The sequence below is a fragment of the Mycobacterium sp. TH-M82 genome (assembly GCF_057473605.1).
This window is the reverse complement of record NZ_JBYCKY010000131.1, coordinates 1-21,131: the sequence shown is the minus strand read 5'-3', so window position 1 is coordinate 21,131 and position 21,131 is coordinate 1. Positions and strand designations below refer to the sequence as shown.

The 21,131-nt window shown below is 69.8% G+C and carries 17 protein-coding genes; 14 read left to right on the top strand and 3 right to left on the bottom strand.

Annotation, left to right across the window (positions count from 1 at the left end; genetic code table 11):
* Positions 1–59: 59 nt before the first annotated feature.
* The 4 genes from aroC to aroQ are packed head-to-tail and all read left to right on the top strand — an operon-like array spanning position 60 to position 3,460.
* Positions 60–1,277: a chorismate synthase gene (aroC, locus tag AC2VON_RS03905; RefSeq protein WP_486951761.1), complete on the top strand. Its 1,218-nt coding sequence runs from the start codon at positions 60–62 to the stop codon at positions 1,275–1,277.
* Positions 1,278–1,284: 7 nt separating this feature from the next.
* Positions 1,285–1,929 (top strand): shikimate kinase, encoded by a 645-nt coding sequence (locus AC2VON_RS03900; RefSeq protein WP_486951760.1) that lies wholly within the window; start codon positions 1,285–1,287, stop codon positions 1,927–1,929.
* Entirely contained in the window at positions 1,926–3,032 is a 1,107-nt protein-coding gene (aroB, locus tag AC2VON_RS03895; protein ID WP_486951759.1) for a 3-dehydroquinate synthase, read from the top strand. The genes AC2VON_RS03900 and aroB overlap by 4 nt, the downstream gene beginning before the upstream one ends.
* Positions 3,029–3,460 carry a type II 3-dehydroquinate dehydratase gene (aroQ, locus tag AC2VON_RS03890; RefSeq protein ID WP_486951758.1) on the top strand — a complete coding sequence of 144 codons (432 nt, stop codon included), beginning with the start codon at positions 3,029–3,031 and terminating at the stop codon, positions 3,458–3,460. Before aroB ends, aroQ begins: the two co-directional genes overlap by 4 nt.
* On the opposite strand, the gene AC2VON_RS03885 is transcribed toward aroQ, so the two are convergent.
* A complete protein-coding gene (locus AC2VON_RS03885; RefSeq protein WP_486951757.1) occupies positions 3,448–4,161 on the bottom strand; it encodes a B-4DMT family transporter in 714 nt (237 codons plus the stop codon). The genes aroQ and AC2VON_RS03885 overlap by 13 nt on opposite strands.
* Before the next feature lie 33 nt (positions 4,162–4,194).
* Here AC2VON_RS03885 and AC2VON_RS03880 point away from each other — a divergent pair, with 33 nt between their 5' ends.
* The 3 genes from AC2VON_RS03880 to nusB are packed head-to-tail and all read left to right on the top strand — an operon-like array spanning position 4,195 to position 6,441.
* Positions 4,195–5,313: a M24 family metallopeptidase gene (locus AC2VON_RS03880; protein WP_486951756.1), complete on the top strand. Its 1,119-nt coding sequence runs from the start codon at positions 4,195–4,197 to the stop codon at positions 5,311–5,313.
* 6 nt (positions 5,314–5,319) lie between these two features.
* On the top strand, positions 5,320–5,883 hold the full coding sequence (gene efp / locus AC2VON_RS03875) for an elongation factor P (protein ID WP_486951755.1): 564 nt from the start codon (positions 5,320–5,322) through the stop codon (positions 5,881–5,883).
* A 12-nt stretch (positions 5,884–5,895) separates the two neighbouring features.
* Entirely contained in the window at positions 5,896–6,441 is a 546-nt protein-coding gene (gene nusB, locus AC2VON_RS03870) for a transcription antitermination factor NusB (RefSeq protein ID WP_486951754.1), read from the top strand.
* Between the two features lie 53 nt (positions 6,442–6,494).
* On the opposite strand, the gene AC2VON_RS03865 is transcribed toward nusB, so the two are convergent.
* On the bottom strand, positions 6,495–6,758 hold the full coding sequence (locus tag AC2VON_RS03865; RefSeq protein WP_486951753.1) for a hypothetical protein: 264 nt from the start codon (positions 6,756–6,758) through the stop codon (positions 6,495–6,497).
* Between the two features lie 206 nt (positions 6,759–6,964).
* On the opposite strand from AC2VON_RS03865, the gene AC2VON_RS03860 reads away from it, so the two are divergent.
* Positions 6,965–9,685, top strand: coding sequence for an aminotransferase class I/II-fold pyridoxal phosphate-dependent enzyme (locus tag AC2VON_RS03860; protein WP_486951752.1), 2,721 nt, complete (start codon positions 6,965–6,967; stop codon positions 9,683–9,685).
* Between the two features lie 26 nt (positions 9,686–9,711).
* On the opposite strand, the gene AC2VON_RS03855 is transcribed toward AC2VON_RS03860, so the two are convergent.
* Positions 9,712–10,923: a serine hydrolase domain-containing protein gene (locus tag AC2VON_RS03855; protein ID WP_486951751.1), complete on the bottom strand. Its 1,212-nt coding sequence runs from the start codon at positions 10,921–10,923 to the stop codon at positions 9,712–9,714.
* A gap of 292 nt (positions 10,924–11,215) precedes the next feature.
* Between AC2VON_RS03855 and AC2VON_RS03850 the strand changes: the two genes are divergently transcribed.
* From AC2VON_RS03850 to carB, 6 genes are all read left to right on the top strand, one after another.
* Positions 11,216–14,440: a PGRS repeat-containing protein gene (locus AC2VON_RS03850; RefSeq protein ID WP_486951750.1), complete on the top strand. Its 3,225-nt coding sequence runs from the start codon at positions 11,216–11,218 to the stop codon at positions 14,438–14,440.
* Positions 14,441–14,600: 160 nt separating this feature from the next.
* Positions 14,601–15,179, top strand: a complete 579-nt coding sequence (gene pyrR, locus AC2VON_RS03845) for a bifunctional pyr operon transcriptional regulator/uracil phosphoribosyltransferase PyrR (protein ID WP_486951749.1) — start codon at positions 14,601–14,603, stop codon at positions 15,177–15,179.
* Positions 15,176–16,138, top strand: a complete 963-nt coding sequence (locus AC2VON_RS03840; protein WP_486951748.1) for an aspartate carbamoyltransferase catalytic subunit — start codon at positions 15,176–15,178, stop codon at positions 16,136–16,138. Before pyrR ends, AC2VON_RS03840 begins: the two co-directional genes overlap by 4 nt.
* A complete protein-coding gene (locus AC2VON_RS03835) occupies positions 16,135–17,439 on the top strand; it encodes a dihydroorotase (protein ID WP_486951747.1) in 1,305 nt (434 codons plus the stop codon). The genes AC2VON_RS03840 and AC2VON_RS03835 overlap by 4 nt, the downstream gene beginning before the upstream one ends.
* Complete coding sequence (locus tag AC2VON_RS03830) at positions 17,436–17,948, top strand: PH-like domain-containing protein (RefSeq protein ID WP_486951746.1); 513 nt, start codon at positions 17,436–17,438, stop codon at positions 17,946–17,948. The genes AC2VON_RS03835 and AC2VON_RS03830 overlap by 4 nt, the downstream gene beginning before the upstream one ends.
* Positions 17,945–21,131 (top strand): carbamoyl-phosphate synthase large subunit (carB, locus tag AC2VON_RS03825; RefSeq protein ID WP_486951745.1); only part of this gene is annotated, 3,187 nt, incomplete at its 3' end. The genes AC2VON_RS03830 and carB, both read left to right, overlap by 4 nt.

Below are 21,131 nucleotides of genomic sequence, written 5' to 3'. Positions count from 1 at the left end.
GCTGCCGGCGGCAGCCGGCCAGGTCCGGTCGCAGCACCCAGCATGGGAAGATGGGACACGTGCTGCGTTGGACCACCGCCGGTGAATCCCACGGCCGCGCCCTGGTCGCGGTCGTGGAGGGGATGGTCGCCGGGGTCGCTGTCACCACCGCCGACATCGCGGCTCAACATGCCCGCCGCCGGCTCGGTTACGGTCGCGGCGCCCGGATGAAGTTCGAGGCCGACGCGGTGACTGTGCTCGGCGGGTTGCGGCACGGCATCACACTGGGCGGTCCGATCGCCATCGAGATCGGCAACACCGAGTGGCCGAAATGGGAGACCGTGATGGCTGCCGACCCCGTCGACCCGGAGACCCTGGGCACCGAGGGCGGCGCTCGCAACGCGCCGCTGACCCGCCCGCGGCCCGGCCACGCCGACTACGCCGGAATGCTCAAATACGGCTTCGACGACGCCCGCCCGGTGCTGGAGCGGGCCAGCGCCCGGGAGACCGCCGCCCGGGTCGCCGCCGGTGCCGTCGCCCGGGAGTTTCTCAACCAGGCGCTGGATGTGCAGGTGCTCTCCCATGTGGTCTCCATCGGGGCGTCGGCGTCGTACGACGGTCCGCCGCCACAACCGGGGGACCTGGTCGCCATCGACGCGAGTCCGGTACGGGCCTTCGACAAGACCACCGAGCAGAACATGATCGCCGAGATCGAGGCGGCCAAGTCCGACGGCGACACCCTGGGCGGGGTGGTAGAGGTCGTGGTGTCCGGACTGCCGGTCGGGCTGGGCTCGTTCACCAGCGGCGACAACCGGCTGGACAGTCAACTGGCCGGCTCGGTGATGGGTATCCAGGCGATCAAAGGGGTGGAGATCGGTGACGGCTTCGCCACCGCCCGTCGTCGCGGCAGCCGCGCCCACGACGAGATGTACCCCGGCCCGGACGGTGTGGTCCGCTCCACCAACCGCGCCGGCGGCTTGGAGGGCGGGATGACCAACGGCCAGCCGTTGCGGGTGCGCGCGGCGATGAAGCCGATCTCCACCGTGCCGCGTGCGCTGGCCACCGTCGACATGGCCACCGGCGACGAGGCGGTCGCCATCCACCAGCGATCCGATGTGTGCGCGGTGCCGGCCGCGGGGGTTGTGGCCGAGGCGATGGTGGCGCTGGTGCTGGCGCGCGCGGCGCTGGAGAAGTTCGGCGGCGACTCGCTGACAGAAACCCGGCGCAACATCGAGGCATACCGGCGCTGCGTCGCCGACCGGGAACCGGCGGGCGACCAGGCCCGGAGATCCGGGTAGCTGCCTTATGGCACCCAAGGTGGTACTGGTGGGTTTGCCCGGCTCGGGCAAGTCCACGATCGGGCGGCGACTGGCTCAAGTGCTCGGCGTCGACATGCTCGACACCGATACCGCCATCGAGGCTGCCACCGGCCGCACCATCGCCGACATCTTCGCCACCGACGGCGAACAGGAGTTCCGCCGTATCGAGGAGAACGTGGTGCGTGCCGCGCTGGCCGACCACGACGGCGTGCTTTCGCTGGGCGGCGGCGCCATCACCAGCGCGGGAGTGCGCGACGCGCTGGCGGGTCACACCGTGGTGTTCCTGGAGATCGGCGCCGCCGAAGGGATTCGGCGCACCGGCCGCAACACGGGGCGGCCGCTGCTGGCCACAGCCGACGAAGCAGGCCGTGCCGAGAAGTTCCGCGAACTGATGACCCATCGGGTACCCCTGTACCGCCGTGCCGCGACCATCCGGGTGAACACCAACCGGCGCAACCCCCGGGCGGTGGTGCGCTACATCGTGTCCAGGCTGGCTTCCGGTGCACCGAAAATCCCAACTGCTGCCCTCAGGGGCGCCTCGTCGGCTTTGCCGGCCCGACCGCAATCGTCACCAGCCACACCCGCCACTGCCGCCGCGCTGGCGGCGCACCGGATCCGAGGACGCAAGTGAGCGACATCGCCGAGCCCGTCACCGTTTTGGTGGCCACCGACCCGCCGTACCCGGTGGTGATCGGCACCGGTCTGCTCGGTGAACTGGCCGATCTGCTCGCCGGGCGGCACCGGGTCGCGATCCTGTATCAGCCGACACTGACGCAGACCGCGGAAGCGATCCGCAATTACTTGTCAAACAAGGGTATTGACGCTCACCGAATCGAAATCCCGGACGCCGAGGGCGGGAAGGAGCTGCCAGTCCTGGGATTCATCTGGGACGTGCTGGGCCGAATCGGAGTCGGCCGCAAGGATGTGTTGGTCAGCCTGGGCGGCGGCGCCGCCACCGACGTGGCCGGCTTCGCCGCGGCGACTTGGCTGCGCGGCATCTCGATCGTGCACGTGCCCACCACTCTCCTGGCAATGGTCGATGCCGCGATCGGGGGCAAGACCGGTATCAACACCGACGCCGGGAAGAACCTGGTCGGCGCGTTCCACCAGCCGCAGGCCGTCGTCGTCGACCTGGCCACCCTGGAAACATTGCCGCCCAGGGAGATCGTGGCCGGGATGGCCGAAGTGGTGAAGGCCGGATTTATCGCCGACCCGGTGATTTTGGAGCTCATCGAAGCCGACCCCAAGGCCGCGGTGGACCCGGCCGGTGATGTGCTCGGAGAACTGATTCAGCGGGCGGTGGCCGTCAAGGCCGAGGTGGTTGCCACCGACGAGAAGGAATCGCAGCTGCGGGAAATCCTCAACTATGGCCACACCCTGGCGCACGCGATCGAGGCTCTGGAACGGTACAAGTGGCGACACGGCGACGCCGTGTCGGTGGGTTTGGTGTTCGCTGCCGAGCTGGCGCGGATGGCCGGGCGGCTCGACGACGAAACCGCCGACCGGCACCGCTGCATCCTGACTTCCCTTGGCCTGCCGGTCAGCTATTACCAGAATGCGCTGCCGGCACTGCTGGAATACATGGCCGGGGACAAGAAGACCCGGGCCGGTGTGCTGCGGTTCGTCGTCCTGGACGGACTGGCCAAGCCGGGCCGGCTGGAGGGTCCCGACCCGGCCCTGCTGGCGGCCGCGTACGCCGAAGTGGGCAAGCGTTTCGAATTGACCAGACAGTGAACCGGATCAACGTCCTCAACGGCCCCAACCTGGGACGGTTGGGCCACCGCGAGCCCGACGTGTACGGCGACACCACTCACGACGACCTGACGCTGATGATCGAACACGAAGCGGCCGAGCTTGGTGTGGAAGTCGTTGTACGGCAAAGTGATAGCGAATCCCAGCTGCTGGAGTGGATCCACGGAGCCGCCGACGCCGATGAGCCGCTTATTCTCAATGCCGGTGGCTTGACGCATACTTCGGTGGCTCTGCGCGACGCCTGCACGGAATTGCGCGCACCGTTGATCGAGGTGCACATCTCCAATGTGTATGCCCGAGAAGATTTTCGACGACACTCCTACGTGAGTCCGATTGCTAACGGGGTGATCGTCGGGCTCGGGGTGCAGGGTTACCTGTTGGCGCTGCGCTACCTGGTTCAGCTGCTCTGATAACCGGGTTTGTCGTCCTCGGTGGGTAGCGTGGCGGTGGACTCCTCACTCGGCCCGGGGGTGCTGGCCGTGGTCTGCTCGGTATCTGCGGGGAACTCTTCGGTGGGCCAGTCAGCGGCCGGTGCCGCCCCGCTCGGGGCGGTTGGCGCCTCTGTGACGGCGGCGGCGGGGGCCCCTGAAGCCTCCGCCGGCGCACCGGCGCCGACCGCTGCGAACACGTCGGTGTCGGCCCGGCCGTCGAGCTCGGCGGCCAGGCCGTGGTGCCGGTGCGGCGCCTTCGCGTAGTGGCGGTCGGCCAACGCGCGACCGGCCACCACCCCGCCCATGGCCGGCAGGAACACCGCGAGCGCAGTGAAGGCCGCGAACGTGGTCAGCTCGTTGAGCAGCCCGCCGACGTAAAGCGCTTTGTCGACGAGCGAGATCACCCACGTCACGGCCCCGCTGAGCACCCCGGCCGGCAGTCCGGCGGCCAGCCAGGTGATCGCCAGGTCCTGGCGGCGGTCCGGGTCTGGATTGGCGGTGGCGTCGTCGCGGCCGTCGAGCAGCCCCCAGATCAGCACGCCGATCACGAAGAGCACCATCAGCACCGTGCTGATCAACCCGGCCCGCGTCTGCCATGTGTTGATCAACGCGCCCTGAACCAGACGGAGCCCGACCATCGCCGCCGCGAAGGCCAATCCACGCAGTAACCAGTCACTCATGAAGCCACAGCGTAGCGAGTACGGTCACAGGGCGTGACACATTCCTCACGGCGGGACAATCTTCGTGCCCGGATCGGTGCCGCCGGCCTGGACGCGATGCTGGTCAGCGACCTGGTCAACGTGCGTTATCTGTCCGGGTTCACCGGCTCGGCCGGCGCGCTGCTGGTCTACGCCGACGATTCACCGGCCGTGCTGGCGACCGACGGCCGCTATCGCACCCAGGCCGCGCAGCAGGCGCCCGACGTGGAGGTGGCCGTCGATCGGGCCTGTGGAAGCTATCTGGTAGGAAGGGCCGGCTCGCGCGGGGTGCGGCGGCTGGGCTTCGAAAGCCACGTGGTCACCGTGGATGGACTCGACGCGCTGGCTGGGGCGTTAGCGGTGGCGGACGGCATCGAGCTGATCCGTGCGGCCGGCATGGTGGAGGCACTGCGCGCGGTCAAAGACGCAGGCGAGGTGGCCCTGCTGCGGCTGGCCTGCGAAGCGGCCGACGCCGCACTGACCGACCTGATCGAGCGCGGTGGTCTGCGCCCGGCACGCACCGAACGTGAGGTGAGCCGCGACCTGGAGTCCCTGCTGCTCGACCACGGCGCCGATGCGGCGTCCTTCGAGACGATCGTGGCCACGGGGGCGAACTCGGCGATCCCGCACCATCGGGCAGGCGACGCGGTGCTGGCCGCCGGTGACCTGGTCAAGGTCGACTTCGGCGCGCTGGTGGCCGGTTATCACTCCGACATGACCCGCACCTTCGTGCTGGGTGCGGCGGCCGACTGGCAGCGGGAGGTCTACCAGCTGGTCGCCGAGGCGCAGCGGGCCGGCCGCGTCGCGCTGCAGCCGGGCGCCGGCCTGCGCGACGTGGACGCCGCCGCGCGCCGGGTGATCGCCGACGCCGGTTACGGAGACTGCTTCGGTCACGGTCTGGGCCACGGGGTGGGCCTGCGGATCCATGAAGCGCCCGGAATCAACGCGTCGGCAGACGGTACACTGCCTGCTGGCGCCGCGGTCACCGTGGAACCCGGCGTCTATCTGCCCGGTCGTGGCGGTGTTCGCATCGAGGACACGCTTGTCGTAGCCCATACCCCCGGGCAGCCCCCGGAATTGCTGACCCAGTTCCCCAAGGAACTGACTGAACTGACCAGCCTCGAGGAGACATAGAAGACCGTGGCCACAACTGCAGACTTCAAAAATGGACTGGTGCTGGTGATCGACGGCCAGCTGTGGAACATCACCGAGTTCCAGCACGTCAAACCCGGCAAGGGACCGGCCTTCGTGCGCACCAAGCTGAAAAACGTGCTGTCCGGCAAGGTGGTCGACAAGACCTTCAACGCGGGGGTGAAGGTGGAGACCGCCACGGTGGACCGCCGCGACACGACCTACCTGTATCGCGACGGCTCGGACTTCGTGTTCATGGACAGCGCGGACTATGAGCAGCACCCGCTGCCGGCGTCACTGGTGGCCGACGCGGCGAACTACCTGCTGGAGGGCATGGCGGTGCAGGTGGCGTTCCACAACGGCACTGCGCTCTACATCGACCTGCCGGTGACAGTCGAACTGGAGGTCACCCACACCGAGCCCGGCCTGCAGGGCGATCGGTCCAGCGCCGGCACCAAACCGGCCACGGTGCAGACCGGCGCGCAGATCAACGTGCCGCTGTTCATCAACACCGGCGACAAGCTGAAGGTCGACACCCGCGACGGCAGCTACCTGGGCCGGGTCAATGCTTAACCGGACCTGACCATGTCCGCTGGTGGGGGAGCCGAACCGGCTGAGCCGTCACGGCGGGCCAAGCCCGCACGGCAGGTGCGGGGACGCCATCTGGCCCGCAACCGTGCGGTGGGCCTGCTGTTCGAGGCTGAGGCTCGTGGTCTGACCCCGGCCGAGTTGGTGGACACCCGATCCGCGCTGGCCGCGGTCACGCCGGAGGTGGCGCCGCTGCACGACTACACCGCCGCGGTGGCACGCGGTGTCAGCGAGCACATCGCCCACCTCGACGACCTGATCACCTCGCACCTGCAGGGCTGGACGCTGCAGCGATTGCCGGCCGTGGACCGCGCCATCCTCCGGGTGGCCGTGTGGGAGTTGCTGCACGCTGCCGACGTGCCCGAGCCGGTCGCCGTCGACGAGGCGGTGCAGCTGGCCAAGGAGCTCTCCACCGATGAGTCACCCGCTTTCGTCAACGGCGTGCTCGGCCAGCTGATGCTGGTGACACCCCAGATCCGGGCGGCTTCAGCGGCGGTGCGGGCAGCGGACCGCGACGACCACGCGCCCGACCCGGACCGATGACCTGGCCAGGCCGTCGCAGAGTACCGGCGCAGCAAAGGAATTGCGGGCCAGCGTCAATGCCGAGGGGGACAACTCCCGTTGGGCCCGCGTGGGACGCATCGGGTCAGCTCACCGTCCTGGTCGCGGATGCACCAGAGATAAAAGCGATCACCGATCACGTTGGTGCCCTCGAAGGGACTGGCTGTCGCTTGGCCGGCGTCGATGAGCACCGACTCGTCCTGTACCGTCGCCTGGTGGCCCGCAGCGTTGAGCCGGTCGCAGGCATCCTGCGCCGTCTGAGCGCCGGCGATCGCGGCCGTGTATCCGTCAGCGTTCACGTCTGTTCGCGTCCAGCTTCTGGTGGTCCATCGTGTCGATCACAAGACAGAGGTTACCCAGTGGCGTCCGCGTCGCGCCCTGCGCCGCGATCATCCACGCGCGTAGTCGAGGTCACGCACCACGACGGGTTCGGGTTGGTGGCCGATCGCGCCGCCGCGGCGGCGAAACATCCACACACTGACCTGGCGCGGGCCACACTGTCGATATGAGCGAGCGACCGAGGCGGCTTCGGGTTTCCGCGTTGGCGGCGGTGGCCAACCCGTCGTATTCGCGCATCGACACCTGGAATCTGCTTGACGACGCCTGCCGCCAGCTCGCCGAGATTCACCGGGCCGGGCTGGACATCACCCACCAAGCGGCCCTGGTGAAACGCCTGCTGGACCGGATCGGCTCCTACGAGCGGTATTGGTTGTTCCCCGGTGCGCCACGGCTGGAAGCATTCCGCGGATACCTCGACAGCCTGGCCACCGTGTCACTGACCGAGCAGGTGTCGCTCGCGGTGCGGCTGCTCTCCGAGTACGGTGACCGGGCGGCGCTGTTCGACATCGCTGCACCGCTGACCGATCAGGAGCTGGTGGCACAGGCCAGACACCAGCAGTTCTACACCGTCCTGCTCGCCGACGATTCCCCACCCGGGGCGCCGGAGAGCCTGGCGGAAAGCCTTCGGGCGCTGCGCAACCCGGACGATGAGGTGCAGATCGAGCTGCTGGTGGTCTCCAGCGTCGAGGACGCGGTCACCGCAACCGCCCTCAACGGCGAGATTCAGGCCGCGATCATCCGCCACGACCTGCCACTGCGGTCTCACGACCGGGTGCCGATGATGACGACGTTGCTCGGCGCCAACAACTGCGCGGTGGCCGCCGACTGCGGCCATGACGCGTCCGAGTGCGGCGAGTGGATCAGGGAGTTGCGGCCGCACATCGACCTGTATCTGCTCACCGACGAGTCGATCGCCGCGGAGACCGAGGACGAGCCGGACGTCTACGACCGCACCTTCTACCGGCTCAACGATGCCACCGACCTGTACAGCACGGTGTTGGCGGGCATCCGGAAGCGATTCGCCACACCGTATTTCGATGCACTGCGGGCCTACGCAGCGGAGCCGGTCGGCCAGTTCCACGCCCTTCCCGTCGCGCGGGGGGCCAGTATCTTCAACTCCAAGTCGCTGCGGGACATGGGCGAGTTCTACGGCCGCAACATCTTCATGGCCGAGACGTCGTCCACCTCGGGCGGCCTGGACTCGTTGCTGGAGCCGCACGGCACCATCCGAGAGGCCATGGACAGGGCCGCGATCACCTGGAACGCCGACCACACCTACTTCGTCACCAACGGCACCTCGACCGCCAATAAGATCGTTGTGCAGGCACTGACCCGACCGGGCGACATCGTGCTGATCGACCGAAACTGCCACAAGTCGCATCACTACGGCCTGGTGCTGGCCGGAGCATATCCGCTGTATCTGGACGCCTATCCGGTGGAGCCGTTCGCGATCTACGGTGCGGTGCCGCTGCGCACCATCAAGAAGGCACTGCTCGACCTTCAGGAGGCCGGGCAGCTCGACCGGGTGCGGATGCTGCTGCTGACCAACTGCACCTTCGACGGGATCGTCTACAACCCGCAGCGGGTCATGGAGGAAGTGCTGGCGATCAAGCCGGACATCTGCTTCCTGTGGGACGAGGCCTGGTACGCGTTCGCCGCAGCGGTGCCCTGGGCGCGACAGCGCACCGCCATGGTGGCCGCCGAGCAACTCGAAACCATGCTGGCCTCACCCGAGTACGCCGAACGGTACCGGCAGTGGCAGGCGGCGATGGACGGCGAGCGTGCGGAGTGGGCCAACCGACGGCTGTTTGCCGACCCGCAGCGGGCCCGGGTGCGGGTGTATGCGACCCACTCCACCCACAAGTCGCTGTCGGCACTGCGGCAAGCGTCGATGGTCCACATCCGCGACCAGGATTTCCAGCACAGCCGCGAGGCATTCACCGAGGCGTTTTTGTCCCACACCTCGACATCGCCGAACCAGCAACTGCTGGCCTCGCTGGACCTGGCGCGCCGGCAGGTCGACATCGAGGGGTTCCAGTTGGTCCGCGATGTCTACAACATGGCACTGGTGTTTCGCCACCGGGTCCGCAAGGACCGGCTGATCAGCAGGTGGTTCCGCATCCTCGACGAGGCCGACCTGGTGCCTGGCGAGTTCCGGGCGTCGGCGGTCAGCTCCTACCGGCAGGTCCGCCAGGGTGCTCTGGCGGAGTGGAACGAGGCATGGCGCTCCGATCAGTTCGTGCTCGACCCGACCCGGGTCAGCCTGTTCATCGGCAAGACCGGGATGACCGGCAACGACTTCCGGGTCAAGATCCTGATGGACCAGTTCGGCATCCAGATCAACAAGACCTCGATCAATTCCGTGTTGTTGATCTTCACCATCGGCGTCACCTGGTCGAGCGTGCACTACCTGCTCGATGTGCTGCGCCGGATCGCCCTCGACCTGGATCGCGATCGAAGCGAGGCCAGTCGCGATGATTCCGCCCTGCGGCAGCGCCAGGTCAGCGAGATCACCGAGGACCTGCCGCCGCTGCCCGACTTCAGCGAGTTCGACGCCGCGTTTCGCCCCGGACCCGGCGCGTTCGGCGACATGCGGTCGGCCTTCTACGCCGGCTACGAGGAGTCCAACCGCGAGCACCTGCTCCTCGGCGAGGCCGGGCGGCGGGTCGCCGACGGCAAGACCCTGGTGTCCACCACCTTCGTGGTGCCGTATCCGCCGGGATTCCCGGTGCTGGTCCCCGGCCAGGTGGTGTCCAAGGAAATCCTGTATTTCCTGGCCGAGCTCGACGTCAAGGAGATCCACGGTTACAACCCGGATCTCGGGCTGTCGGTGTTCACCGAGGCGGCGCTGGCGCGCCTGGCGCTGTGGCAACATGCCGGGGGTTGATCAGCCCGGCACTGGTCGCAAGACCGCTAGAGCCCCAGCGCGCGGTAGGTCCGGTAGACGAACTTCGGTTGCACCGACTGCAGCCGGGCGCGCGACGTGTTGCCGGCCACCTCGGCTGCTCTGGCGGCGGCATCCGGGGCCAGTGTCGGATGGTTCTGCACGAAGTAGAGCAGGATCAGATCCGCGGCCGGATCGGCCTGCCACCACGTCCCGTAGGCGCCCGGCCAGCTGAAGGTACCTGCCCCGCCCGGCCCGAACAACGGCACCGATTTCGCCGGATCGGTCACCACCGACAGGTTCAGCCCGAACCCGCGGCCGACCCAGAACGGGGCACCCAGAAACGGATGGCGCTTCTGCTCGTCGGTGAGCAGGTCGGTGCGCATCAGCCGCGCCGACTCGGCGGAGAGCACCCGCACGCCAGCGAACGCGCCGTCGGCCAGCAGCATCTGCGCGAACCGCAGATAATCGTCGGCGGTCGACCACAGCCCGCCCCCGGAGTTGGGGAACCTCGGCAGGGTGTCAGCCGGTGGGCCCATCACGTCGTCACGCAGCCGGTCGTCGTCGAGGCGGTACATGACCGCCGCTCGGTGCCGTTTGGAAGCCGGGACGAAGAACCCGGTGTCGGTCATGCCCAGCGGGGCAAGCACCCGGTCAAAGAGCACCCGGTCGACCGGCTTGTCCTCGATCCGGGACAGCAGCACGCCCAGCACGTCGATGGACTGGCCGTAGAGCACCCGCTCGCCCGGCTGGCACACCAGCGGCAGCGCGGCCAGCGCCGCCAGCCAGGCGTTCGGCCCGTCCCGGAACGGCAGCCGCAGATAGGCCTGCGCGATCGGCCCGTCGACGGTGAAACCGTAGCCGAGGCCGCTGCGGTGGGTCAGCAGATCCTCCACCAGGATCTCCCGGCGGGCCGGGTGGGTGCGGTCCAACGGGCCGCTCGGGTCGTCGAGGACCGTCATCGCGGTGAACTCCGGCAGCCACCGCGTCACCGGGTCGTGCAACGCCAGCTTGCCCTCGTCGACCAGGCTCATCGCCGCGGCCACGGTAACCGGTTTGGTCATCGACGCGATCCGGAACAGCGTGTCCCGCCGCATCGGCAGGCCCGCATCGACATCCCGGCAGCCGATCTCGTTGACCTGCAACACGTCGCCGCTTCGCCAGACCACGGTGACCGCCCCCGCGAGCAATCCGGCGTCGCACGCTTCCCGGATGGAGGCCTGGTTGTCGTCGAGGCTCACCGGCTCAGGGTAAACGGCGGCCGCAGACCGTGCTGTCGGTGTCGTGATCGCGGTGGCGGTTCGCTACGGTGGGCCGATCACGTTCGATGCGGCGCTGGCCGATTCGCCCCCAGCGGCGTTGTCGAGGTGCGCTGATCGATGGGTGGGTTCGTTCGCCGAAAGCATCTTGGCAGCATTTCATGGAGTATTCTCACAGCTATCTGTCATTTTTTCGTTGGCTTGAATTTTGGTACAGTCTCGACTACGCGACCACACCGGCAGCAGGACTCACCCGCGAGGATAAGGTGCGTAGATGCCCGATCGGCAACGAGCCGCTGTAGCGAACCGTCGTGGCGTCACCGCCGCGGCACGTCGGCGGGCCGTCGCGCTGGGAACGTCTGCCGGGGCGCTGTTGGCGCTGGGGCTGAGCCCACTGGCCAATGCTCCTTCGGCCAGCGCCGACTTCGGTCTGGAGGATCTGGTTGATCCCGCCAGTTGGCTCACCTTGCTCGATCCGTCGGCCGCGGGCCAGGCTGATCTGCCAGCCGGTGGGCCGGCCGACTCGATTGGTGCCGGCCCTGCCGCGGCCCTTGATGGCTTGCTCGCCGGCACCTCGCACTGGATCGACGGCCTGTTCGGTCCGGCGGGTCACAGCGGTGACGCTGCCGTGGCTCCGTTGGGGGCTGGCGGGACCGGCAGTCTGATGGCGGGGCTCGTCGATTTCGGCCGGGAGGCCTATCTGCAGCTGCACACCGGCATGGAGAACTGGATAAACAGTTCGGTCGGTGAGCAGTTCGACAAGGCGATCAACCCGTTGCTTGCCTTCGGTGACTCGTGTGGCGCGATCTGCAACGGCAGCGTCGGGACAGCCGCGGATCCCAACGGCGGCGCTGGCGGCTGGCTCTTCGGCGACGGCGGAGCCGGGTACAGCGCTGACACGGCCGGGGTGGACGGCGGCAACGGTGGTGCGGCCGGACTCTTCGGCAACGGAGGGGCGGGCGGTGACGGTGGTGCCGGGGCCGACGGCGGCGCCGGCGGCAACAGCGGAGTGCTGTTCGGCATCGGGGGCGACGGCGGCGCCGGGGGCGCCGGCCTGGCCGGCGGTAACGGCGGTAACGGCGGCGCCGGCGGCGACGCCGGGCAGCTCTTCGGCGTCGGCGGCAATGGCGGCAACGGCGGGGTTGGCGGTGCAGCGGTCAACACCGACGGAGTGGGCGGCAACGGCGGCGACGGCGGTGCCGGCGGCGGGAGCCACGACCACGACCTGCTGAGCATCGGCGGCGACGGCGGGGCCGGCGGGGCCGGCGGTACCGGCCTGACCGGTGGCAACGGCGGCGACGGAGGGATCGGCGGCCTGACCGTCAGCCGGTTCGGTGGCATCGTAGGCGGCATCGGCGGTGCCGGCGGCGCCGGTGGTGACGCCAACGGCGGCGGCGGCCTGGGCGGTGCGGGCGGCGCCGGCGGCAACGGCGGCGCCAGTGTCTCAGTGGCCGGCAGCATCGGCGGCGCCGCCGGCAGCGGCGGCGCCGGCGGTGACGCCAACGGCACCGACAGCTTCGGCGGCGCCGGCGGTGCCGGCGGTGTCGGCGGAGTCACCGTGTCCATCGCCGGCAGCGCTGCCGGAGCCGGCGGGCATGGCGGGGCGGGCGGGGCGGCCGTGGGCGACCACAGCGCCGGCGGTGCCGGCGGTGCCGGTGGCATCGGCGGCCCCAGCATCGCGATTTTCGGCGGCACGGGTGGTCAGGCCGGTGACGGCGGCGTCGGTGGCGCCGCCAGCGGCGATGACAGCACCGGCGGCGCCGGTGGTGTCGGCGGGATCGGCGGCCTCGGCGGCATGCTGTTCGGCGGCACCGGAGCCGTGGGCGGCCACGGCGGCGACGGCGGCGCGGCCACCGGCACCGACAGCGAGGGCGGCGCGGGCGGCAACGGCGGTATCGGCGGTATCGGCGGTTTCTTCGGCGGTGGTCATGCCGACACCGGCGGCGACGGCGGTGACGGCGGCGCAGCCGTCGGTACCGGCAGCGCCGCCGGCGACGGCGGCGACGGTGGGGGCGGCGGATCATTCGCCGGCCTGGCGGGCTCGGCCGACGCGCTGGGCAAGGCCCTCGAGCAGGTCGGCATCGCTACCGGAAAGTCGACCACGGATTTCCAGAATCTCTCCGATGAATTCAGCCAGGCCGGCAGCAACAGCCAGATCAACAGCCTCGTCGCCAACATCGTCATCGGAGACGGCGCCGCCGGCGGTGCCGGCGGCGACGGCGGCGCCGTCACCGGCGATGGCGGCACCGCCGGCGACGGCGGCAACGGCGGCGACGGCAGCGGCGGCCTCTTCGCCGCCGCGGGGGGCGGCGGTGCCGGCGGCGACGGCGGCGACGCCAACGGCACGGCCGGCACCGCCGGCGATGGCGGCGACGGCGGTGACGGCGGCACAGGGTTGAGCCTCGCTCGCGACGGAGCGGGCGGCGGCGCCGGCGGCGACGGCGGCGACGGCGCCGGTGGCGCGGTCGCCGGATACGGCGGTAACGGCGGCGCCGGCGGAACCGGCGGGTTCTTGGGTGGCCACGGCGGCACCGGCGGTGACGGCGGTGACGGCGGCACCAGCGGCAGCGGCATCGCCGGCCAGGGCGGCCAGGGCGGCCAGGGCGGCCAGGGCGGCCAGGCCAACTCAACCGGGTCCGTTATCACACCCGGGATTGCGTCCGGCGGCGGTGGCGGCGGTGGCGGCGGGGCCGGCACCGACGGAGACGGGGGCAACGGCGGCGACGGGGGTGCCGGCGGTTTAGCCACCGGCGGCCGGGGCGGCTTGGGCGGCGATGGTGTCGACGGCGGTACCGGCGGTACGGGCGGTGACGGCGCCGCCGGCAACGGCAGCGATCCGGCAGCCGCCGGCGGCAACGGTGGTGGCGGTATCGGCGACGGCAGCACCGGCGGTGCCGGCGGCACGGGCGGCGACAGCAGCAACGGTCCGGGCGGTACCGGCGGCAACGGCGGAACCGGTCTGCACGGCGGCACCGGCGGCAACGGCGGCACCGGCGGCGCGGGTAGCGTCACGGGGGTCGGCGGCAACGGGGGCAACGGCGGGACCGGCGATGCGGGTATCGGCGGCAACGGCGGCGACGGCGGGGCCGGCGGCCACCAGGGCAGCGACTACTTCCCGCCCTCGAGTGGCAGTTCCACGAGCGGATCCGGGTCCGCCGACACGTCCTACAACGGCGGCGACGGCGGCGACGGCGGCAACGGCGGCAACGGCGGCGAAGGCACCGCCACCGCCAACGGCGGGGCCGGCGGCAACGGTGGCACCGGCGGTAACGGCGGCAACGCGACCTCCACCGGCGACGGCGGGGCCGGCGGCAACGGCGGCACCGGCGGCGACGGCGGCCAGGTCGGTCCGCAGGGCGACGGCAGCGGCGGCACCGGTGGCAGCGGCGGCAACGGTGGCGCCGACAAGGCGGTCGGCGAGAACGGCGGCACCGGGGGCAACGGCGGCGCCGACGGCACCCCCGGCACGCCCGGAGCCAACGGCGCGAACGCACCATAACCGTTAGAGCCCCAGCGCGCGGTAGGTCCGGTCGTACGGTCCGCAGTCTGGCGCGGGCGGCATCGCCGCGCAGCGCTGGGCAGGTGTTAGGCTGCCGGAGAGTTCGACATCCTTTAACGATCCGTCCGGTGAGGCGGAGAAGGAGGTCCCGCGGTCTCGCATGGGCGCTGTCGGTAAGGCCAGCACCGACCGGGAATTGATGTCCCCGGCCGACGTCGGGCGCACCATTTCCCGCATCGCCCATCAGATCATCGAAAAGACGGCCCTCGACGAGGCCGGCAGCGAAGGCCAGCGGGTGGTGTTGCTGGGCATCCCGACCCGCGGTGTCAGCCTGGCCGAGCGGCTGGCCGCCAAGATCGGCGAATTCTGCGGCGATCGGCCCTGCGAGGTCGCGCACGGCGCGCTGGATATCACGCTGTACCGCGACGACCTGATGCACAAGCCGCCCCGCCCACTGGAGACCACCTCCATTCCGGCGGGCGGCATCGATGACGCGCTGGTCATCCTGGTCGACGACGTGCTCTACTCCGGACGGTCGGTGCGTTCGGCGCTGGACGCACTGCGGGATCTGGGCCGGCCGCGGGCCGTGCAGTTGGCGGTGCTGGTGGACCGCGGGCACCGCGAACTGCCGGTGCGGGCCGACTATGTGGGCAAGAATGTGCCGACCGCGCGCAGCGAAAGCGTGCACGTGCTGCTGCGCGAACACGACGGCCGCGACGCGGTGGTGATAGCGCAATGACCAGGCATCTGCTGGCCGCCGGCGACCTGTCCCGCGACGACGCCACCACGATCCTCGACGACGCCGACCGGTTCGCGCAGGCTCTGGTTGGCCGCCAGGTCCGCAAGCTGCCGACGCTGCGCGGCCGCACGGTGATCACCATGTTCTATGAGAACTCCACCCGCACCCGGGTGTCGTTCGAGGTCGCCGGCAAGTGGATGAGCGCCGACGTGATCAACGTCAGCGCCACCGGATCCTCGGTCGGCAAAGGGGAGTCGCTGCGCGACACCGCGCTCACCTTGCGGGCCGCCGGCGCCGACGCGCTGGTCATCCGCCACCCGGCGTCGGGCGCGGCGCACCTGCTGGCCGAATGGACTTGCGGCGAAACGAAAACCGGCCCTTCGGTGATCAACGCCGGCGATGGCACCCACGAGCACCCCACCCAGGCGCTGCTGGACGCGCTGACGCTCCGGCAGCGGCTCGGGGGCATCGACGGTAGGCGCGTCGTCATTGTCGGCGACATCCTGCACAGCCGGGTGGCCCGCTCCAACGTCATGTTGCTGGCCACCCTGGGTGCCGAGGTGGTGCTGGTCGCCCCGCCGACGCTGCTGCCGTTCGGGACCGCGCAGTGGCCGGTGACGGTGTCGCACGACTTCGATGCGGAACTGCCGGCCGCCGACGCGCTGCTGATGCTGCGGGTGCAGGCGGAGCGGATGACCGGTGGCTTTTTCCCGTCGGCACGCGAGTACTCGGTGCGCTACGGGCTGTCCCGCCGGCGTCAGGCGATGCTGCCCGGACACGCGGCGGTGCTGCACCCCGGGCCGATGCTACGCGGCATGGAGATCGCCTCGTCGGTGGCCGACTCCTCGCAGTCGGCGGTGCTGCAACAGGTCTCCAACGGCGTGCATGTGCGGATGGCGGTGCTGTTCCATCTGCTGATGGGTGCCCAGTCGGGCGCCGAGGAGGAGGCGGCCGGGTGAGCGTACTGATCCGCGGAGTGCGGTGCTACGGCGAGGGTGAGCAGGTGGACGTACTGGTCGGCTCTGCAGGCCGGGAAGGCCAGATCGCCGAGATAGCACCCGGCCTGAGGGTTCCGGACACCGCAGACGTCATCGACGCGACCGGGCAGGTGCTGTTGCCCGGCCTGGTGGATCTGCACACCCACCTGCGCGAACCCGGCCGGGAATACGCCGAGGACATCGAAACCGGTTCGGCGGCGGCGGCCCTTGGCGGCTACACCGCGGTGTTCGCGATGGCCAACACCACTCCGGTCGCCGACAATCCGGTGGTCACCGACCACGTCTGGCACCGCGGCCAGCAGGTCGGCCTGGTCGACGTGCACCCGGTCGGCGCGGTCACCGTCGGGCTGGTCGGGGCCGAGCTCACCGAGATGGGCATGATGGCCGCCGGCACCGCCGGCGTGCGGATCTTCTCCGACGACGGTGTCTGCGTGGCCGACCCGTTGGTGATGCGCCGCGCGCTGGAGTACGCCACCGGCCTGGGGGCGCTGATCGCCCAGCACGCCGAGGAGCCGCGGCTGACCGTCGGCGCGGTCGCCCACGAGGGACCCAATGCCGCCCGGCTGGGCTTGTGCGGCTGGCCGCGCGCCGCCGAGGAGTCCATCGTTGCCCGCGACGCGCTGCTGGCCCGCGACGCCGGCGCCCGGTTGCACATCTGCCACGCGTCCACCGCCGGCACGGTGGAGATCCTCAAATGGGCCAAGGGCCAAGGAATTTCGATCACCGCGGAGGTCACGCCGCATCACCTGCTGCTCGACGATCGCCGACTGGCGAGCTATGACGGTGTCAACCGGGTCAACCCGCCGCTGCGGGAGGCCACCGACGCACAGGCACTGCGCCGCGCGCTGGCCGACGGTGTGATCGACTGCGTGGCCACCGACCACGCTCCGCACGCCGAACACGAGAAGGTCTGCGAGTTCGCCGCCGCCCGCCCCGGCATGCTCGGGCTGCAGACCGCGCTGTCGGTGGTGGCGGCCACCATGGTGATGCCGGGCTTGCTGAGCTGGCGCGACGTGGCGCGGGTGATGAGCGAGAACCCGGCCCGCATCGCACGCCTGCCCGGCCATGGTCGGCCGCTGCAGGTGGGCGAACCGGCCAACCTGACTGTGGTGGACGCCGACGCCAGCTGGATGGTCGCCGGGGCGCAGCTGGCCAGCCGGTCGGCCAACACACCGTACGAGTCGATGACGCTGCCCGTCACGGTGACCGCAACGCTGTTGCGCGGCAAGGTCACCGCCCGGGACGGGAAGTGCCCGGCGTGAACACCGGCACGCTGGTCGGGTCGTTGGTCTTCGCCGCAGTGCTGGTGGTGCTGATCGGGCTGACGATCTTTCTGGCGACGCGCGGCTGGCGGCGCCGCGCGCAGCGGCAGGCCAGCCTGATCGGCACACTGCCCGCGGTCCCTGACACGGTGGGGCCACCGACCGTCGCACCCAGCCGCGGCAGGTACGTCGGCTGCACGTTCGTCTCCAGCTGGAACGACCGGGTCGTCGTCGGCGATCTGGGCTATCGGACCAAGGCGGTGCTGACTGGCTACCCAGAGGGCATCATGGTGCAGCGCAGCACCGCTCGGCCGATCTGGATTCCAGCTGATCGCGTCGTCGCGATCCGCACCGAACGCGGCAGCGTCGGCAAGACCATCCCCGCGGCCAAGCAAGGGGAAGTGCTGGCGATCCGGTGGCGGCTGCCGTCGGGCGCCGAGATCGACACCGGGTTCCGGGCTGACGACCGTGGCGACTATGCGCGCTGGGTTGATCAGGAGCAGCGGTGACCGCCTCGAACAACCGCGCCGTACTGGTTCTCGAGGATGGCCGCATCTTCACCGGAAGGCAGTTCGGCAGCGTCGGCCAAACCCTCGGGGAGGCAGTGTTTTGCACCGGCATGTCCGGATACCAGGAGACGCTCACCGACCCCAGTTATCACCGTCAGATCGTGGTGGCGACCGCCCCGCAGATCGGCAACACCGGCTGGAATCTCGAAGACGCCGAAAGCAGGGGCGAGCGTATCTGGGTCGCCGGCTACGCGGTGCGCGACCCATCGCCGCGCGCCTCGAATTGGCGGGCCACTTCCACGCTGGAAGACGAGTTGGTCCGTCAGCACATCGTCGGGGTAGCGGGCATCGACACCCGGACGGTGGTGCGCCACCTGCGCAGCCGCGGCTCGATGAAGGCGGGGGTGTTCTCCGGTGACGCCCTCGCCGACCCCGTGGACCTGGACGAGCTGCTGTCCCGGGTCCGCGGTCAGCCGCCGATGCTCGGTGCGGACCTGACCGGTCAGGTCAGCACCGAGACCGGGTACGTGGTGGAACCCGATGGGGGGCATCGGTTCACGGTGGTCGCGCTGGATCTGGGGATCAAAACCAACACCCCGCGCAACTTCGCCCGGCGCGGAATCCGCAGCCACGTGCTGCCGTCGTCGACGACGTTCGGTCAGATCGCGCAGCTCAAGCCGGACGGTGTGTTCCTGTCCAACGGCCCCGGCGACCCGGCCGCCGCCGATCAGCTGGTGACGCTGACCCGCAAGGTGCTGGATGCCGGAATCCCTTTGTTCGGAATCTGTTTCGGCAACCAGATACTGGGCCGTGCACTGGGGTTATCCACCTACAAGATGGTTTTCGGCCACCGGGGCATCAACATCCCGGTGATCGACCACGCCACCGGAAGGGTGGCGATCACCGCGCAGAACCACGGTTTCGCGCTGGAGGGTGAGGCCGGCCAACGGTTTGATACCGACTTCGGTCCGGCGGTGATGAGCCACACCTGCGCCAACGACGGCGTGGTGGAGGGTGTCAAGCTCGTTAGAGGCCGGGCGTTCTCGGTGCAGTACCACCCCGAGGCCGCAGCCGGCCCGCACGACGCGGAGTACCTGTTCGACCAGTTCGTCGACCTGATGGAAACCTTCGGCGCGGGCGGGCCGGTGTTGGGCCGCCCGACCCGACGCGGAGGGGGGCACAAACACGCAGCCCCCCCCCAAAGGGGGAGCGCTAGCATGCCTCGCCGCACCGATGTCAACCACGTGCTGGTGATCGGATCCGGGCCGATCGTGATCGGGCAGGCCTGCGAGTTCGACTACTCCGGCACCCAGGCCTGCCGGGTGCTCAAGGCCGAGGGCCTGCAGGTCAGCCTGGTCAACTCCAATCCGGCGACCATCATGACCGATCCCGAGTACGCCGACCACACCTACATCGAGCCGATCACGCCGGCGTTCGTCGAGCGGATCATCGCCCAGCAGGCGGAGCGCGGCAACAGAATCGACGCGCTGCTGGCCACCCTGGGCGGGCAGACCGCGTTGAACACCGCTGTCGCACTGCACGCCAACGGTGTGCTGGACCGTTACGGCGTCGAGCTGATCGGTGCGGATTTCGAGGCTATCCAGCGTGGTGAGGACCGGCAGCGGTTCAAGGACATCGTCGCGTACGTGGGCGGCGAGTCCGCTCGGTCGAGGGTGTGTTTCACCATGGCCGAAGTCAAAGAGACCGTCGGCGAACTCGGGCTGCCTGTCGTCGTTCGGCCGTCCTTCACCATGGGCGGCCTGGGCTCGGGCATGGCCCGCACCCTCGACGAGGTGAACCGGATGGCCGGCGACGGGCTGGCCGCCTCGCCCAGCGCGAACGTGCTGATCGAGGAATCCATCTACGGCTGGAAGGAATTCGAGCTCGAGCTGATGCGCGACGGCCACGACAACGTGGTGGTGGTGTGCTCGATCGAGAACGTCGACCCGATGGGGGTGCACACCGGCGACTCGGTGACTGTTGCACCGGCGATGACCCTGACCGACCGGGAGTATCAGCGGATGCGCGATCTGGCCATCGCGATCCTGCGCGAGGTTGGTGTCGACACCGGAGGCTGCAACATCCAGTTCGCGGTCAACCCGGCCGACGGGCGGCTCATCGTCGTCGAGATGAACCCGCGGGTGTCGCGGTCGAGCGCGCTGGCGTCCAAGGCCACCGGATTTCCGATCGCCAAGATCGCCGCCAAACTGGCCATCGGTTACACCCTCGACGAGATCCTCAACGACATCACCATGGCAACGCCGGCCTGCTTCGAGCCGACCCTGGACTACGTGGTGGTCAAAGTGCCGAGGTTCGCGTTCGAGAAGTTCCCCGGCGCCGATCCGACGCTGACCACCACGATGAAGTCGGTGGGCGAGGCGATGGCGCTGGGCCGAAACTTCATCGAGGCGCTCGGCAAGGTGATGCGGTCGCTGGAGACCGAACGGGCCGGGTTCTGGACGGTCCCGGACCCCGAACAGGACGGCGTGGACAGCCCGAAAGACGCTGCGCTGAACCGGCTGCGCACCCCGAACGAGGGACGGCTCTACGACGTCGAACTGGCGCTGCGACTCGGTGCGACTGTAGAGCAGGTGGTGCAGGCCTCCGGTGTCGATCCGTGGTTCGTCGAGCAGATCAACGGGCTGGTGGCGCTGCGCGCCGAAGTGGTCCGCGGCCCCGTACTGGACGCGGACCTGCTGCGGCGGTGCAAATACAGCGGCTTGTCGGATCGTCAGATCGCTTCGCTGCGACCGGAATTGGCGGGGGAACGCGGGGTCCGACTGCTGCGCGACCGGTTGGGCATCCACCCGGTGTTCAAGACCGTCGACACCTGCGCCGCGGAGTTCGAGGCCAAAACGCCTTACCACTACAGCACCTTCGAGCTCGATCCGGCCGCCGAAACCGAGGTGGCGCCGCAGACCTCCAAGCCCAAGGTGCTGATCCTGGGCTCCGGGCCGAACCGGATCGGACAGGGTATCGAATTCGACTACAGCTGCGTGCATGCGGCAACCACGTTGAGCCGGGCAGGTTTTGAGACCGTGATGGTCAACTGCAACCCAGAGACGGTGTCCACTGACTACGACACTGCCGACCGGTTGTACTTCGAGCCGCTGACGTTGGAGGACGTGCTGGAGGTGTTCCGCGCCGAATCGCAGTCGGGGGCCGGCGGCCCCGGCGTGGCCG

What these genes read in the sequence shown, in the direction of transcription:
- AC2VON_RS03900 (WP_486951760.1), top strand. Translation starts at nt 1,285, where the DNA reads ATGGCACCCAAGGTGGTACTGGTGGGTTTGCCCGGCTCGGGCAAGTCC.
- AC2VON_RS03885 (WP_486951757.1), bottom strand. Translation starts at nt 4,161, where the DNA reads ATGAGTGACTGGTTACTGCGTGGATTGGCCTTCGCGGCGGCGATGGTC.
- nusB (WP_486951754.1), top strand. Translation starts at nt 5,896, where the DNA reads ATGTCCGCTGGTGGGGGAGCCGAACCGGCTGAGCCGTCACGGCGGGCC.
- AC2VON_RS03860 (WP_486951752.1), top strand. Translation starts at nt 6,965, where the DNA reads ATGAGCGAGCGACCGAGGCGGCTTCGGGTTTCCGCGTTGGCGGCGGTG.
- AC2VON_RS03850 (WP_486951750.1), top strand. Translation starts at nt 11,216, where the DNA reads ATGCCCGATCGGCAACGAGCCGCTGTAGCGAACCGTCGTGGCGTCACC.
- pyrR (WP_486951749.1), top strand. Translation starts at nt 14,601, where the DNA reads ATGGGCGCTGTCGGTAAGGCCAGCACCGACCGGGAATTGATGTCCCCG.
- AC2VON_RS03840 (WP_486951748.1), top strand. Translation starts at nt 15,176, where the DNA reads ATGACCAGGCATCTGCTGGCCGCCGGCGACCTGTCCCGCGACGACGCC.